Origin of the sequence: Pseudoalteromonas sp. S2721 (assembly GCF_005887425.1) — a bacterium.
Lineage (GTDB): Bacteria > Pseudomonadota > Gammaproteobacteria > Enterobacterales > Alteromonadaceae > Pseudoalteromonas > Pseudoalteromonas simplex.
Window position 1 is genome coordinate 1 of record NZ_PNCZ01000037.1, and the last position, 14,671, is coordinate 14,671.

A 14,671-nucleotide genomic window follows, 5' to 3' on the forward strand; every position below is an offset into this window, starting at 1 on the left:
GCAGATTTATTCCGCGACATGGGTGAGGTCGGTGCGATACGAGAATAAAACGCGATGTGAAATCGCAGCTACATGCTCGTACCTCGTTTTTCGTACCTCGTTACTCAAACCCCTCCAATACAAGCTTTCCACGAGCTTTGTGAGATTCTAAAATCCCATGGGCTTTAATAAGGTTTGCTACGTTTATCTTACCTAAATGCTCACCTAATGTTGTTTTAATTGTGCCGTTATCAACTAAGGTCGCGAGCTCTGATAGAAGCTGATGCTGGGCAATCATATCCTCGGTTTGGAACATTGAGCGGGTATACATAAACTCCCAATGCAACGAAATACTCTTACGCTTTAACTTTAAAATATCAAAGCTTGCAGGGTCGTCGATCAGTGCTAATTTACCTTGTGGCTTGATCACTTCCATAATGCTATCAAGATGTTGGTCGGTGTGCGTTAAGCTCACTACGTAATCAAATTCATTCAGGTCGGCCGCAAGACGTTGCTCGTTAAGGTTTTTGCTATGATCAAGCACATGATCAACACCTAAACCTTTAAGCCAGTTGGCGCTTTCTTCTCGTGCGGCGGTACCAACAACGGTTAAATTGGTAAGCTGTTTGGCAAGCTGCACTAAAATTGAGCCTACACCACCTGCAGCACCTATTACTAATACAGAGGCTGGCTTATTGTTCTTAGATTTTTCAATCTGTAAGCGGTCAAACAATAGCTCCCATGCCGTAATACTTGTTAAGGGCAGGGCTGCTGCTTCATTATTACTCAGGCTTGTTGGTGCAAGACCGACAATGCGTTCATCAACAAGTTGCAGCTCAGCATTACTGCCTTGGCGCGTTAAGTCGCCAGCATAAAACACACGGTCACCGACATTAAATAACGATACTTTGTCGCCAACAGCTTTAACCGTCCCCACGGCGTCCCAGCCAATAACTTTGTAGCCATTGTCTGGTGAAACGTTAGCGCGAATTTTAGTATCTACAGGGTTTACTGAAATTGCTTTTACGGCGACAAGAATGTCGTGACCTGTCGCAACGGGATCAGCTAATTCAATCGCTTGTAGTGATGAGTCCGACAACGTTGGGGTTGCTGTAGTGTATCCAAATGCTTTCATGATGGTGTCCGTATTGATGAGTTTTAAACACTATAGCGTATAGAATTATATTAAAAAGGGTTTAGATACCAGCTCGCAATAATACGTAATCATTTTGAGGGAGCAAACCTGTCGCTACCAGCGTTAAAAATTTCTCATTTAGAACAACTAAATAACGAAATTTTTGCCTTGTTATCAACGAGGTTTTCTTGCCTCAAAAAGCCCACTTTATTAAGCAAGCTGGTATTATCCAAATTCACTTTCAAATAATTTTTGTTAATTAAGGTCACTATTTACTAAATCGAGTAATTCAATTAGTTGCAGTGCTTGTTGTTCGTTAATGCTCGGGAAGCGACAACGAATTTGCGACGGTATCTCAGCGGCTTGATCTTGCATCGCCTTGCCTTTGGCTTCGAGCTGCACGAGTCGTTTGCGTTTATCATGGCTATCCTTAGTGATTGACAACAATGCTTTATCGCTCATTTTTTTCAAAATTTGCGTCATCGCACCGCCATCTATGGCGGTTTTTTCAAGTAACTCAGCAATACTGATCTGATCTTTTTCCCACAGCGCCATCATAACTACGTACTGTGGGTAGGTTAAATCTAATTGATTGAGAGAATCTCGATACGCACGGGCAATCCCATTCGATGCCATATACAAGCGGTGGCATAGCTGGTTATCTAATTTTAGTTGTGGGTATTTCATGCACGATCCTCAAAATTCAACACGAGTATTTTAATTTGCATGCAAAGTATTTGCAATCCCGAAAAAGCTGATCTAATATATTTTGCATGCAAAATATATTTTCACTCAATTAGGAGAGTAATCATGAAAGAACTACAAAGCGTCGCATACACAGCAAAAGCAACAGCAACAGGTGGCCGTGAAGGCACAGCAAAATCAGACGATGGTCGTTTAGATGTGGCACTATCAACTCCTAAAGGGTTAGGTGGTGATGATGGTCAAGGTACAAACCCTGAGCAGTTATTTGCAGCTGGTTACGCGGCTTGTTTTATTGGCGCATTAAAGTTAGTGGCAGGCCAAGCAAAAATTAAATTACCAGCAGATACCCACATTAACTCTGAAGTATCTATTGGTCCTATTGAAGGTGGTTTTGGTATTGCTGTTAAGCTTGCGGTATCGGTAGGTGATCTTGATAAAGACACCGCTCTTGCACTGGTTAATAAAGCGCACGAAGTATGCCCATACTCAAACGCAACACGCGGTAACATTGCTGTAGAGTTATCAGTGATCTAATCGCTATTTACCAAAATAGGCCGTGCTTTATGCACGGCTTTTTTGTTTTTCAGCAATCGATTTTGCTAAATCGCCTGAACCAGTAAGTGCTGATACTAGACCTTCGCGTGGTTCACTAAATTGTATTGATTTTATCTTACTTGCTCGGGCTGCATCGAATACCGGTATTTGGCTCATTGCGTATTCCGACAATGCGGTAATGGTTAATGATGGGTTTACCCCTAAATTTCCGGGTATGATTGAGCCGTCAATAACACGTAGGTTTTGATAGCCGAACACTTCACCTGAGCTATCAACAACGCCGTTAGAGGCATCAGTGCCCATGGCGACTCCACTCATTATATGCGCCGTCATTGGGGCACCAAAGAGCACTTCAGTTAAGGCAGAGCCTGGCACGCCACCGAGTTTTTCGGCGTAGAGTTTGGTTGCTTCTTCTGCTTTTGGAAAACTGACGCTAAGCGGCGTGTCATTGTCTTTTTGCACCGCAGTAATGCTGTTTTTAAATAATCGATACCATTTACGTCGCCATTCAAGGTGAATAAACGCCTCGGATTTTTGCATCACCAAAAATACAATTGAGCTGCGGGCTTTGCCTTTTGGCCGCAATACTTTAGCTGTTTTTATTGGATGGCGCAGTGTATTCACTAAAAACTTAGCAATACGCTTGAGGCCTTTGCCTGTCACCATAGGAACGTAAGGTAAATATAGCCATGTGCCATCAGCGCCTTCTCTAAACCGGCAAATTTCAATGTTGGTGTCTTTGTCGACCGAAATAAATGAGCTGATCGCAACGCCATCATCAACTTTTTTAGTGGTATTGTTCGCGGTGGTGAGGGTTTCTGAGTTAGTGCGAATTTGCTGGCCTAGCCAAGCTGAAATATTGGGCAGTGTTTTGTCTTTATCGCGCATTTTTAAAAGCAAAGGCACAGTGCCCATGACCCCTGCGCTTAGCACGACGCCCCGTGTTGTCAGCGTATAAATATGGCTATTGCGATGGCTGGTATCTTTAATTTTAATTTTGTATCCGGCGCTGCCATCTGCATTAAGCGGGATGATTTTGATTACTTCAGAGCTAGGTCTTATCTCTACACCGTTGCGTTCTGCAAAGTACAGATAATTTTTCATTAAAGTATTTTTGGCATTATGGCGGCAACCAATCATGCAGCTACCACAGTAATGGCAGGTATTTCGCCTCGGACCATCGCCACTAAAGTATGGGTCGGGTAGCTCTTTTTTATAGGCTTCGCCGGGTTTTGCAAAAAGCACCCCGGTGTTCACGGTTTTGAATGAGTCGCCTTGCCCCATCTGATCAGCAATGTCTTTTAGTGTGTGATCGGCAACATTGGTATAGGTATTTTTGGCGCTACCTAACATGCGCTGTGCAAGGCCATAGTAGGGCATGAGGCTGTCTTTCCAGTCTGATTTTATCCGTGTCCAAGCAGGAGATTGAAAGACTTCATCATCAGGAATAAGGTGCACATTGGCATAAATTTGTGAGCCACCGCCAACACCAACGCCATGTAACACTGCGACTTTGCTGGTAAACGAAAATTGAATGCAGCCTTTAAGGCCAATTTCTGGCTGCCACATATAGTTTTTGATATCTAGGTTGGTCTTTGGAAACTCTTTATCTTCGCGGCGAAGACCTTTTTCAAGTACTAAAACCCGGTTACCTTTTTCGCTTAGGCGAAGCGCACTCACAGAGCCACCAAATCCCGAGCCTATAATAATTTGGTCAAAATCAAATGTGTGTTGCTGCATTGTTTTCGCCTGTTGGTGTTTATTATTAATTTAGCTGATTATTAACTTACTTTTTAATTATTAGAAATCATACTTTTTTTATATTTATCCTAATGAAACCAGTCAAATGGTCTAAACTAAAGGTGATTTATAATAGTAGCAGGAAGAATCAATGCGGCAGTTAGCGTTAGCGAAAAAGTTGTTATGGCTTACAGTTGGAAGCATTTTCATAACCGTTTTTGTTTTATCAAGTGTTTTATGGTGGCAATTATCGAGCAGTAACCAAGATTTAGCTGCGCAATCAGAAAAGCTGATTGTCGCCGAAGTTGAAGAAAAGCTAGCCTCAAATGCCGTAGCGTATGGTGAACAAGTTGCAGGTTTCATAAACGAAGCCTATCGAGTACCTTACTCATTTGCAGCAATCTTAGGGGATCACGATGCAGCAGGCACCTTAACTCGAGATGCGGTGGTTGAGTTAAATCGCTCTTTGCTACAAAAAAATACTATTCTTTCATCTATTTATTCGCAATTTGAAGCAAATGCGTTTGATGGCCGAGATGCTAATTTTATTAGTGGTTATGATCACTCAGTTGCTGGTGTAGGTACTTTAGAAATCTACTTTACTCGTAATAGAGATGGCAGCATAGAACAGCAGGCAGTTGACGATGCGGCTGAAAAATATGTGGATACGCTCAATGAATTTGGTCAGCGTGAAGCTGAGTGGTACTTGTGTGTAAAAGACACCAAAGTGCCATGTATTATGGAACCCTACTTATACGAAATCACCCCTGGTTATTCTGAAATGATGACCTCTTTAACTGTGCCCATTCTTCGTGATAACGAATTTATTGGTGTTGCCGGGGTTGATTTAACATTGCCTGTATTTCAAAGCATGACCGAGCAACTCTCAAAAGAATTGTATAACGGCAAAGCCCGAGTCACTTTATTAAGCTCACTCGATTTAGTGGTTGGTAGCAGCCATTACAAAGATAAGCTTGGCAGACCGTTAAAAGAGGCGGTGGCTAAAAGCACTTTAGACAATTACGTAAAAGCGAAAAAGCAAAGTGGTGTATTTAAAGTCGGTGATGAGTATTTAGTTAACTACCCAATTACCATAAAGCTTGCAAAAACACAGTGGAACTTACTGATTGAAGTACCCGCCGAGCTTGCCCTTGAAGGGCCTCAAGCGCTAGCAAATAGCATGAGTGAAAATGCCAATACACTAGGCGGTTTGATTTTGGTGACGGGTATTATTATTGCTGGTGCAGCCTTTGTGATCATGACCTTAGTGATCCGTACAATTGTGGCACCATTACAGCAGATTCAAAAGCGCGTTGATAACCTTGCTAGTGCTGAAGGTGACTTAACTCAGACCTTACATGTTGATACTCACGCTGAGCTAATCGCATTAGCAACTGGCTTTAATGCGTTTCTTGCTAAATTGCGCGATTTAATTGGCGAGCTTAAGAATGTATCAACGCAAACCAAAGAGCAGGCTCACCTAGCGACTAGTGTTGCCGTTGATACTAAGCACAACGTTCAAGCTCAATTCCAAGAAATTGAGAGCGTAGTGACCGCTATGAACGAAATGAGCGCAACAGCCCTTGAAGTTGCAAGAGCCTCAGAGCAGTCAGCGCAACAAGCCGATGAAATAAATGGTTTAGTTGTTAGCAGTGAATCGAGCTTGTCGTCTGCGGTTACCCAAGTTAAAACCATGTCGGACGAAATTAAAGAGGCTAATCAAGCGGTCGAAAAAGTTGCGGCACGCAGTAACGACATTACACAAATTTTAGACGTGATCCGAACGATTGCAGAGCAAACAAACTTACTTGCACTGAATGCGGCAATTGAAGCAGCAAGGGCTGGTGAACAAGGTCGTGGCTTTGCGGTGGTGGCTGATGAAGTGAGGGCTCTTGCTTCAAAAACTCGTTCATCAACCGATGACATCAGTGGTTTAATTGACAGCTTACAGCTAGAAGTAGGTAATGCGTCTAAGGTTATTGAACAAGGTGTTGTGCGTGCACAGACCGCGGTAGATGAAACCTCAGTTGCATTTGATGCATTACACGAAGTTGTAGTTAAAGTAGACGAAATCACGCAACAAATTACCCACATTGCAACGGCTGCAGAAGAGCAAAGCTCGGTCACAGAAGAAATAAACCGCAACCTGACGTTAATTTCAGATGCCGCATCGCAACTCGCTGAGCTATCTACCCAAGCCGGTGATGGTAGCCAAACTCTTAATGCACTTGTTGCACAACAAGATGATGAGTTGAATAAGTTAAAGACGAAATAGAGAGGAGCTATAAGTTCTAGTTGCGAGATAAGAGATGCGAGAAAAACGCGATGTGAAATCGCTGCTACAAGCTCGCATCTTGTATCTATTTATCGTAGGAATGACTTTAGTCATGAATGATTAATCACCACACAAAAGTAAACCTTGGCCGTAGGCGTGAAACGTGTTTCGTGCGCCAAGCAAGCGTGACGCTTGTCTTCTGTGACTTAACAACTTGATTGTCTGCTATTCATACAATTTATTAGACTAATAGTTAATGTGTTTGAAAAATAACCTTTAGCTTACTCTTTCAAAGCATTTTTTATAAATAAAGCTATTTATATCAATGTATTAAATTTATTTTCGGATGCTCTCAGTTTATTAAAAACACCTATTTTATAAATTCATACCCTACCTTTTGCCTAATCGTGTTTTACGTCAGGCTGCTTTACCCTAACTGCATAATAAAAACTCACACAATTTTTCAAGATAGGTAGTAGGAGAACTTATGAATAAGAAGCAACAAAGCTATCAAGATCTTCATAAACCCAGCAGTGAATTTTCGAGTCGTGACGAATACCTTGAACACGAATTACAAATTATGCAGCCTAAGCGTTGGCGTCCAAATTTACCATTTCGTGACTATCGGTTTGAATTAGAAGACTCTATCCCTGCCATGGCAGGGACCATAGGCAAGGTGGTCATGGTGGGTGCAATTGCTGCAACATTTGCAGCGCCATTGGGCTTAGGTGAAGGCTTTATTTTAGAAAACGTGCGTTATGAGCTGTTAATTGTATCGATCTTCATTTTATTATTTTCGGGCTTCTTTTTACCAACAGCAAACTTAGCGGGTACGCATGGGCCGCTTATTCCTTTGATCCCGATAGTGGTGGCAGCGGGTGGTCACCCAATGGCCTTCGGTTTACTGATAGGGGCGTTTGGCTTATTACTGGCGCTTAGTAAAGGCGGGAGTTTACTGGCGGGTTTAACCAGCCGAGGCGTGTGTGGCGGTTTACTGCTTTACCTTGGCTTTATTGGTACGATTTCACAGGTTAAAAAGCTGTTTGCATGGGCTGAAGGCATTGATATGACCCATATTGCTTTCATTGTAATTTTATCGACTATCGTGTTGTACGCCTTACTTGAGCACTACAAAAAACGTTGGTTAGCCGTGCCATTAAGTTGCTTGCTTGGCGGTTTAATTGCATTTTTACTAGGGGCGCCGTTTGAGTTTAAAACAGCACCGGGTTTACCAAATATGAACCCAATGTATTGGTGGGGTGAAAATACCGGTTGGATGCTGGGATTACCAACCCTAGAGAGCTTTGTAGTGGTCTTGCCATTCGCGGTGCTTGCGGTTGCCATGTGGTCACCTGACTTTTTAGGACATCAAGTATTCCAAAAAATTAGTTACCCAGAACGCACTGAAAAAGTACAAATGAACATTGACGATACCATGTTTAGTGCTTCAATCCGCCAGACATTTGGTTCATTGTTAGGCGGCTCTAACTTTACCTCGTCATGGGGAACCTACATCGTGCCAGCAGCTATCGCTAAACGCCCAATTCCTGCGGGAGCGGTGTTAACAGCATTATTTTGTATCATTGCCAGTATTTGGGGCTACCCAATGGATTTAGCTATTTGGCAACCTGTGTTATGCGTCGCGCTAATAGTTGGTGTGTTTATCCCACTTCTTGAAGCTGGCATGGAAATGACCCGTGAAGGTAAAACTACGCAATCAGCTGCTATTGTGGTGTTTTCCTCGACCTTAGTGAACCCTGCATTTGGTTGGTCATTAACTATGTTGCTCGACAATTTGGGCTTAATTGGTTGTAAAGAGCGAAGCTCTGAGCTGTCTCCAATGAGCCGCTGGATTATTCCATTAGTGATGTTTGTTATCTTAACAAGCGTGATGGCAATAGTGGGGATGCTGCCAGGTATTCCGGCTTTAATGTCAGACTTTAGACATTGATATGTGAGGGTAAGGTGATAAACGCCTTACCCTTTAATAATTTTTTATAAGTGTGAACATCATACCAATAAGCTGCTCAGTCATCGGTTTCGACATTGGCCTGTGTAAATAACTTCTTAAGCCAGTAAATTGTATCTGAAATAAACGAGCATATTCTAGCGGACTATGAGTGTTGGCTAGTTCACCACGCTGTTGTGCAATATCAAATAGAGTCGATAAGTCGTGTTCAAACTGCTGCAAAAGGTCATCGGTTAACGTTTTAAGTTTAGGCTGAGTGTGATCGAATTCTGTACTTGCTTTGATTAACATACATACTTCACATCCATCTTCAGCACTTTCAAGTACCGTAACAACAAATGCATGTAAGCCATCAAGCACTGTTTCGCTATTCTCAATATGGCTCGCTAGCAACAGCTTAAGTTGCGTAGCATAGACTTTTAAAGACTCTGAATATAAACCTTCTTTTGAACCAAACGCTGAATAAATACTGCCTGGGCGCATATCAACGACCGTTTGGAGATCACGGGTAGATGTTGTAGAAAAACCCTTTTTCCAAAATAGCATTTGTGCCTTCGTGATTACTTCATCGCGATTGAATTTAACTTTATTGACCATGACGAATACCAAAATTGAGCAGTTGTTCAATTTTAACTTGAACAACTGCTCAAAAACAACTAGGCTAATCATAAATCTTAGTCAGACACGATAGGAGATAACATGAAAAACTTTGAACTCTACACAAAAGAAACCGCGCCAGAGGGCTCAAAAGCACTTATCGATAACTCAGTATCAGCCTTTGGTATGTTGCCAAATTTACATGCCGTGATGGCAGAGGCACCTACACTACTTGAAGGTTACCAAGTGCTTCATGAGTTATTTCAAAAAACATCGTTTAATGCTCAAGAGCTGACAGTTGTTTGGCAAACAATTAATGTTGAACATAATTGTCATTATTGTGTACCTGCACATAGTGCAATCGCTGCGAGTATGAAGGTTGATCAAGAGATTGTTGATGCGTTAGTTAATAAAACTCCACTTGCTGATCCCAAGTTAGAAACTTTAAGAAATACAACCTTAGCAATGACGCGCAACCGAGGTGTAATTGACGAAAGTGAGTTAGAAGAGTTTTACAGTGCGGGTTATGGAAATCAGCAATTATTAGAAATTGTTCTAGGTTTAGCACAAAAAGTAATGAGTAATTATACGAACCATTTAGCTGATACGCCTGTTGATCAGCCGTTTAAAAAATTTATTAAGTAATAAATAAAGCACGGCTATATACCCAAACCACCTCAAGGTGCGAGTTTCTGCATCTTGAGGTGGTTTGGGTATAGCTTACTTAAACTTAACCGTTTTTTCGCTTCGGGTGTAAGTTCGGGTATCGGGTTTTGTCCATTGACCTTTTTTAAGGTAAGAGGTCGACACTACAAAGCTGTTATCTTTAAACTCGCTTGTCGATTTGACTTTAGTGATCCCATCTTTATTACCCGTTACATTTTCATAAGCAACAAACTGAGTAGGGCTAAGTACATTCATAGTGCCTTGGGTGTAAAACCCAGCTGTAGTGAAGTAATAAAACACCAAAGACTGCTTTTTATTGTCCCAAAAAATCATCGACTCACCACCATATTCACCTTCATTGATAGAGTGAATGGTTTTAATAGCCGTGCCATTGAGCGCGCGTTGCCAGGTACTCACATCTTGCACCGCAGGTTTACCTGCTGCGACATTAAAGTCTGACTGCCACGTGCCTAAGTATGGTTCAAACACTTTTAGCTTGTCATCAAGTTGTTGCTCTGCTGCCATAACAGAAAGCGAACACAGGCAGAGTGATAGTAAAAGTGATTTTAGGTATGCCATAATAGCGCCCCGATAAAATTAATTTGTTTTGCACAGTATAGGTGATACTTCGTTGATTAAGAAAACATTAATTACATTTTCATTGTTGTTTTTAGCGCTGCTATGGCTGACATCATGGCAACTTAATATTACCTACTTTATTGCAGGCACTTACAGTGTAGCGAGCTTAATAAGCTTTTTGATGTATGGCTGGGATAAACGTTTAGCAATGCAACATGGCGAGCATGTTATAAGAGTACCTGAGCGTACACTGCATATTTTAGGGTTAATCGGCGGTTGGCCAGGTTCATTCATTGCGCAGCAATGGTTGAGACACAAATCTAAAAAACGCAGTTTTATTGCCGTACTCTGGTTAACAGTTATTGTTAATTGTAGTGCGATATGGTCGCTGTATTATTTTCAGTTAATTTAAAAGTAGATCAAAAAAGGAAAGCAACAGCTTTCCTTTTTTGTTAAAACCTCTTATTGAGCAGCTTGAATTGATTCAATGCTATCAAGTTCAATTGTTAGAATTGTTTTCTTATCAACAACAACCCATTTGCGGTAAGTTAAGTAACCTGGCTTGGTTACTTCAATGTCGTACTTACCTTCATCAAGTTCAATACCATCTTCATAAACAGGTTTAATATTCATAATACGAACGCGCGCATCATCAGGTGTTGTGACTACCGTTAATGAAATTACAGGTACTTCTTCTACCACTTCAGCTACAGGCTCTACAATTGGCTCTGGCTCCGGTGAAACTTCTGTAGTTGATGAGCAGCCCGCTAGTATTACTAACGCACAAGCCAGACTTAATTTTTTCATAATTACTCCATTTAATTACACTATTTAGTAAACGTGAAAGAAGAAGAGTGGTGTTTTCAAAAGTAAAACTTTGCAAAATTGCTCTTCTCTGACGCTTGATTATTTAAGTTACTGAGTTAGAGGGTATTTTCTAGACTCTTCCGTATTTCTTCACTGCGTTCAACTAGCTTCTCTGCCGTTCGGTACATTTTTACTTTCATTAAGCTGCTTGCCATAGAAATATACGTTGTCGCTATCTGATCTTTGATCATTAAAATAGGCTCAAATGACTCAGGGAAAATTTCTGCTTCTTTGCTAAATGACTCATCAAATTCGATAAGCTGCTTATAGTCTGAAACATTAGCTAGTTGAGAGCTAAACTTTGCTAACTTTTCTTGATAAAAAATCTTTGCGTCATCGTCAGGGTAACTGACTGTGATCCCCTCACTGATTTTTTTCTTATATTCAGCTAAAGCGATCATGGCTGACTCTTTTTTCCTCAACGCAGTAACGAGTGGCTCAAGTTCTGAAGTATTTGAAAAAACTAATTCACCTACATCAAGTAGCCTTTTCTGTGTAACGAAATCCTCGTTTTCAATCGAGCTTAAAACAGCTAGTTTGAAATTATCTATGTGTTCTTGGTTGGGTGTGTATACAAAACTAGAATCAATAATGTTTATTTGAGATACAAGGCTATCTATATTATTGTCACCGCTCTCGGTATACCTCGATTGCGATAAAAGTACATCCAGACGATAGCTAAGATCAGAAAGGATCGACTGCCTTTCAGTAAGTAAACTTTCGAGTTTATTACTTAGTGTTTCAGAATCAGGGTAGACCTTTTTCGCTTCGTCATAGATATGAATAGCTTCATCATACGCTCTTGTATTTATGGAAGTTCGTGGTAAATCTTCAACCTGCTGAGAAAATTTTTCTACGATTTTATTTTGATGGACAGCTAAAAGACCTTCTTTTAAAACTTTATATTGTGGAGGTATTTCATTTAGGCGTTGTGGTAAGCCATCACTAGACCAACCCATCCATGTTTCAAGTTGTTCAACTTTTGCGAGCGAGTTCTGATAGTTTGCTTCAATCAATTGCTGTGTATCACTTTGAGAGAAGTAAAGGTAACCAGCACCGCCAAGAAGTAAAGCGTAGCAAGCTGCATGGATAAATAGAGTGGTTCTATTATTGTTTAGTTCGGACCTAATTTCGGACAATGATTTAGGACGATTTGCAGCATCAAGTGAAATGCATTTTTTGAGTTTGAGCCAAACACTGATAGAGCAATTGCTTGGTTTCTTGACACTTGTATCTTTTGCTACTTGATTTGCAGCGACTCTATTGTACGGATGCTTGCTTGTTAATAACTCAAATACGAGGCAGCCAAATGCAAATACATCGTCTTTGGCGGAAGGTTTGCCTCCATTTAATTGCTCAGGACTCGCATAAGTAGGAGTATATCCATTGCTATTAGGTTGTTCATCGTTAGCTGGAGCTGCATATTTATCTTCATGTAGATTTGTCTTTGCAATTCCAAAATCCAAGATTTTTAAGTTTCCTTGTGAGTCAAGAATTATGTTTGAAGGCTTTAAATCACTATGAACTATTCCCTTAGAGTGGGCATAAGTAAGGGCATCGATTAGCTGATTTATGATAGGCTTAGCTCTTTTTTGAGATAAACCACTGGGTTTATTTCTTTTAATTAATTGCTCAAGAGTTTCACCTTCAATCCATTCCATTACTACAAAATGGTACATGTCACTTGATGCAGCAGAAAAAACTCTCACAATGTTAGGATGAGAGAGAGCGCGAGTTTTAATAGTCTCATCTTTCAACAACAATAACGCATCTTCAGAGTCAGCTAGCTCTGGATGTAATACTTTGATAGCGACGATATCGTCTTGATTTGAATTAGTATTTAGATAGGTGTCTCGTGCTCGGTAAATATAACCCATCCCACCTTCGCCAATTAATTCTTCAATTAAATAGCGTTTTGCGAGTGTTTTACCAATTAGATGAAGCTTGCTTTCTTTTTGTATTGCATTTTTATTTTTTATTGAGGCAATACGTGTTTTATCGTTTTCAGAAGTCATTATAATTCCTTTTTATAAAATCAATCTCCTTTTGACTGGTGCATATTTTACAAAAAATACACCAATAAGCAATCATTCAGTTTATATTAATGAAATAGTACTTAAGGTTTGGTTTTTAAGTGGGTACTACTTTATGTTCTTTTATTTTGTTTTTTAAAATTATTTTAAATTTCAAATTTGGGTATTTTTGCGCGTTGACTTTATTCCGTGAAGTATTTTATCCTATTAGAATGTTTGTATTTATGGGACTAACAATCAAATGGAAGTGATTCTAAATGTTACCAGTTATCACAGGCTGTCTCCTGAGATAGATGCGAAAAAAGTAGTAAAAAATGAATTAACTTTTGGTCGTTCAGAACAGTGTGATTGGTATTTACCTGATCCTGAAAAAGTAATATCTGGCCGTCATGGCAAAATCGTAAAAGAAACTGATGGCTTTTATGTATATGACTACTCAACCAATGGACTATTTGTAAACTTTTCTGTATCTCCTTTAGGTAAAGAAAATAAGCACCGCCTTAGTGATGGTGATGTTTTCACTATTGGTGACTATCAAATTGAATCTACAATCCAGCAAGCTAATCAACCACAAGGTTTTGAGTCGCAAATCAACTCATTTAACCCATTACAGCCTGAATTAAAGAGCTCAACTGAAGATTTTAGTGGCTCTGCTGAGCGACAAGTAGCTCATGACAGTTCAAATGTGCTGGAAGAGGCAATAGTAGCGCCTACTTTTACGGAAGCACCGAGTGATAATATCGACATATTTTCACAACAAAGCCTGAGTCAACCCATTCCAGAGGATTGGGATGAACTCGCACAACTTTCAGCTACGGCAGAAGAAAAAGAAAATAGCGTGCCTGTATTACCGGCAGAAGAGCCTGTAATTAGCACTCCAGCAGTTAACGATAGTAAGCCGTTTAATAATGGCAATAGTGCAATTGCTGCAAATAACGCCTCTGTTAGCGCACCTGTAAAAGATAATCAAATTCCTAACTCATCGAAGTTAATCTCTTCATTTTTAAATGGCTTAAGTGTCAATGAAAAGCTATCAGCGGAGCTGCAAAATGAAGACACATGGCAGCGTATGGGGGAATGCTTTAAGCTTTTCCTTGAAGGCTCGATGGATTTGATTCGCCAGCGAACAAATATTAAGAATCAACTTAAATTGAATCACACAACGTTTAAAGTTGAACAGAATAATCCACTTAAGTTTTCAGCAACCATTGATGATGTAATGCAGAATCTTTTTGTTCGCAATAGTGCAAGTTTTTTGCCAGCAAATGAAGCAATTAAAGAAAGCTTTGTTGATACAAAACTTCACGAGCAAGGGTTATTAGCAGGTGCAACAGGGGCACTTAATGGTCTTTTAGAACAATTATCACCCGATGGCATAAAAGCACAAAGCAATAATGGTGGGTTGCTTAGTTCATTGCCTGCTTATGGTGGTGCTTCTAGCTGGCGTATATATAACGAATTGTATGCTGATATTACAGATGATGTTAAAGCTAAAGGCGTTTTAGCATTTTCTGATGATTTTCTGAAGGCGTACAATGGTGGAAATTAGCTGTATTACAATGAAGGAATAA

Annotated in this window: 13 protein-coding genes; 6 read left to right on the forward strand and 7 right to left on the reverse strand. The window is 40.3% G+C overall.

What is annotated here, in order from left to right:
* Positions 1–100: 100 nt before the first annotated feature.
* The gene (locus tag CWC02_RS14010) at positions 101–1,114 is read right to left on the reverse strand and encodes a zinc-binding alcohol dehydrogenase family protein (RefSeq protein WP_138618850.1); all 1,014 of its coding nucleotides are present in this window, start codon (positions 1,112–1,114) and stop codon (positions 101–103) included.
* A gap of 255 nt (positions 1,115–1,369) precedes the next feature.
* The gene (locus tag CWC02_RS14015) at positions 1,370–1,801 is read right to left on the reverse strand and encodes a MarR family winged helix-turn-helix transcriptional regulator (protein WP_054553603.1); all 432 of its coding nucleotides are present in this window, start codon (positions 1,799–1,801) and stop codon (positions 1,370–1,372) included.
* 123 nt (positions 1,802–1,924) lie between these two features.
* Here CWC02_RS14015 and CWC02_RS14020 point away from each other — a divergent pair, with 123 nt between their 5' ends.
* Positions 1,925–2,353 (forward strand): organic hydroperoxide resistance protein, encoded by a 429-nt coding sequence (locus tag CWC02_RS14020; protein ID WP_054553604.1) that lies wholly within the window; start codon positions 1,925–1,927, stop codon positions 2,351–2,353.
* 27 nt (positions 2,354–2,380) lie between these two features.
* Here CWC02_RS14020 and CWC02_RS14025 read toward each other — a convergent pair whose 3' ends face one another.
* Positions 2,381–4,114 (reverse strand): GMC family oxidoreductase, encoded by a 1,734-nt coding sequence (locus CWC02_RS14025; protein WP_138618852.1) that lies wholly within the window; start codon positions 4,112–4,114, stop codon positions 2,381–2,383.
* A gap of 151 nt (positions 4,115–4,265) precedes the next feature.
* Between CWC02_RS14025 and CWC02_RS14030 the strand changes: the two genes are divergently transcribed.
* On the forward strand, positions 4,266–6,389 hold the full coding sequence (locus tag CWC02_RS14030; RefSeq protein ID WP_054553606.1) for a methyl-accepting chemotaxis protein: 2,124 nt from the start codon (positions 4,266–4,268) through the stop codon (positions 6,387–6,389).
* Positions 6,390–6,876: 487 nt separating this feature from the next.
* Complete coding sequence (locus tag CWC02_RS14035; protein ID WP_138618854.1) at positions 6,877–8,340, forward strand: DUF3360 family protein; 1,464 nt, start codon at positions 6,877–6,879, stop codon at positions 8,338–8,340.
* 33 nt (positions 8,341–8,373) lie between these two features.
* Here CWC02_RS14035 and CWC02_RS14040 read toward each other — a convergent pair whose 3' ends face one another.
* Positions 8,374–8,955: a TetR/AcrR family transcriptional regulator gene (locus CWC02_RS14040; protein ID WP_138618856.1), complete on the reverse strand. Its 582-nt coding sequence runs from the start codon at positions 8,953–8,955 to the stop codon at positions 8,374–8,376.
* A 102-nt stretch (positions 8,956–9,057) separates the two neighbouring features.
* On the opposite strand from CWC02_RS14040, the gene CWC02_RS14045 reads away from it, so the two are divergent.
* Entirely contained in the window at positions 9,058–9,600 is a 543-nt protein-coding gene (locus tag CWC02_RS14045) for a carboxymuconolactone decarboxylase family protein (RefSeq protein ID WP_054553610.1), read from the forward strand.
* Between the two features lie 75 nt (positions 9,601–9,675).
* Here the strand turns inward: CWC02_RS14045 and CWC02_RS14050 are convergent, their stop codons facing one another.
* Entirely contained in the window at positions 9,676–10,200 is a 525-nt protein-coding gene (locus tag CWC02_RS14050; protein WP_138618858.1) for a hypothetical protein, read from the reverse strand.
* 52 nt (positions 10,201–10,252) lie between these two features.
* Between CWC02_RS14050 and CWC02_RS14055 the strand changes: the two genes are divergently transcribed.
* On the forward strand, positions 10,253–10,612 hold the full coding sequence (locus CWC02_RS14055) for a DUF1294 domain-containing protein (protein ID WP_138618860.1): 360 nt from the start codon (positions 10,253–10,255) through the stop codon (positions 10,610–10,612).
* A gap of 50 nt (positions 10,613–10,662) precedes the next feature.
* On the opposite strand, the gene CWC02_RS14060 is transcribed toward CWC02_RS14055, so the two are convergent.
* Positions 10,663–11,007 (reverse strand): PEGA domain-containing protein, encoded by a 345-nt coding sequence (locus tag CWC02_RS14060; RefSeq protein ID WP_138618862.1) that lies wholly within the window; start codon positions 11,005–11,007, stop codon positions 10,663–10,665.
* Between the two features lie 116 nt (positions 11,008–11,123).
* Entirely contained in the window at positions 11,124–13,082 is a 1,959-nt protein-coding gene (locus CWC02_RS14065; protein WP_138618864.1) for a serine/threonine-protein kinase, read from the reverse strand.
* 259 nt (positions 13,083–13,341) lie between these two features.
* On the opposite strand from CWC02_RS14065, the gene tagH reads away from it, so the two are divergent.
* Entirely contained in the window at positions 13,342–14,649 is a 1,308-nt protein-coding gene (gene tagH, locus CWC02_RS14070) for a type VI secretion system-associated FHA domain protein TagH (RefSeq protein ID WP_138618866.1), read from the forward strand.
* The last annotated feature ends 22 nt before the right edge of the window (positions 14,650–14,671 follow it).

Bases quoted from the DNA above. Each gene is read 5' to 3' on its own strand.
- CWC02_RS14010 (WP_138618850.1), bottom strand. From the start codon at position 1,114: ATGAAAGCATTTGGATACACTACAGCAACCCCAACGTTGTCGGACTCA.
- CWC02_RS14015 (WP_054553603.1), bottom strand. From the start codon at position 1,801: ATGAAATACCCACAACTAAAATTAGATAACCAGCTATGCCACCGCTTG.
- CWC02_RS14020 (WP_054553604.1), top strand. From the start codon at position 1,925: ATGAAAGAACTACAAAGCGTCGCATACACAGCAAAAGCAACAGCAACA.
- CWC02_RS14025 (WP_138618852.1), bottom strand. From the start codon at position 4,114: ATGCAGCAACACACATTTGATTTTGACCAAATTATTATAGGCTCGGGA.
- CWC02_RS14030 (WP_054553606.1), top strand. From the start codon at position 4,266: ATGCGGCAGTTAGCGTTAGCGAAAAAGTTGTTATGGCTTACAGTTGGA.
- CWC02_RS14035 (WP_138618854.1), top strand. From the start codon at position 6,877: ATGAATAAGAAGCAACAAAGCTATCAAGATCTTCATAAACCCAGCAGT.
- CWC02_RS14040 (WP_138618856.1), bottom strand. From the start codon at position 8,955: ATGGTCAATAAAGTTAAATTCAATCGCGATGAAGTAATCACGAAGGCA.
- CWC02_RS14045 (WP_054553610.1), top strand. From the start codon at position 9,058: ATGAAAAACTTTGAACTCTACACAAAAGAAACCGCGCCAGAGGGCTCA.
- CWC02_RS14050 (WP_138618858.1), bottom strand. From the start codon at position 10,200: ATGGCATACCTAAAATCACTTTTACTATCACTCTGCCTGTGTTCGCTT.
- CWC02_RS14060 (WP_138618862.1), bottom strand. From the start codon at position 11,007: ATGAAAAAATTAAGTCTGGCTTGTGCGTTAGTAATACTAGCGGGCTGC.
- CWC02_RS14065 (WP_138618864.1), bottom strand. From the start codon at position 13,082: ATGACTTCTGAAAACGATAAAACACGTATTGCCTCAATAAAAAATAAA.
- tagH (WP_138618866.1), top strand. From the start codon at position 13,342: ATGGAAGTGATTCTAAATGTTACCAGTTATCACAGGCTGTCTCCTGAG.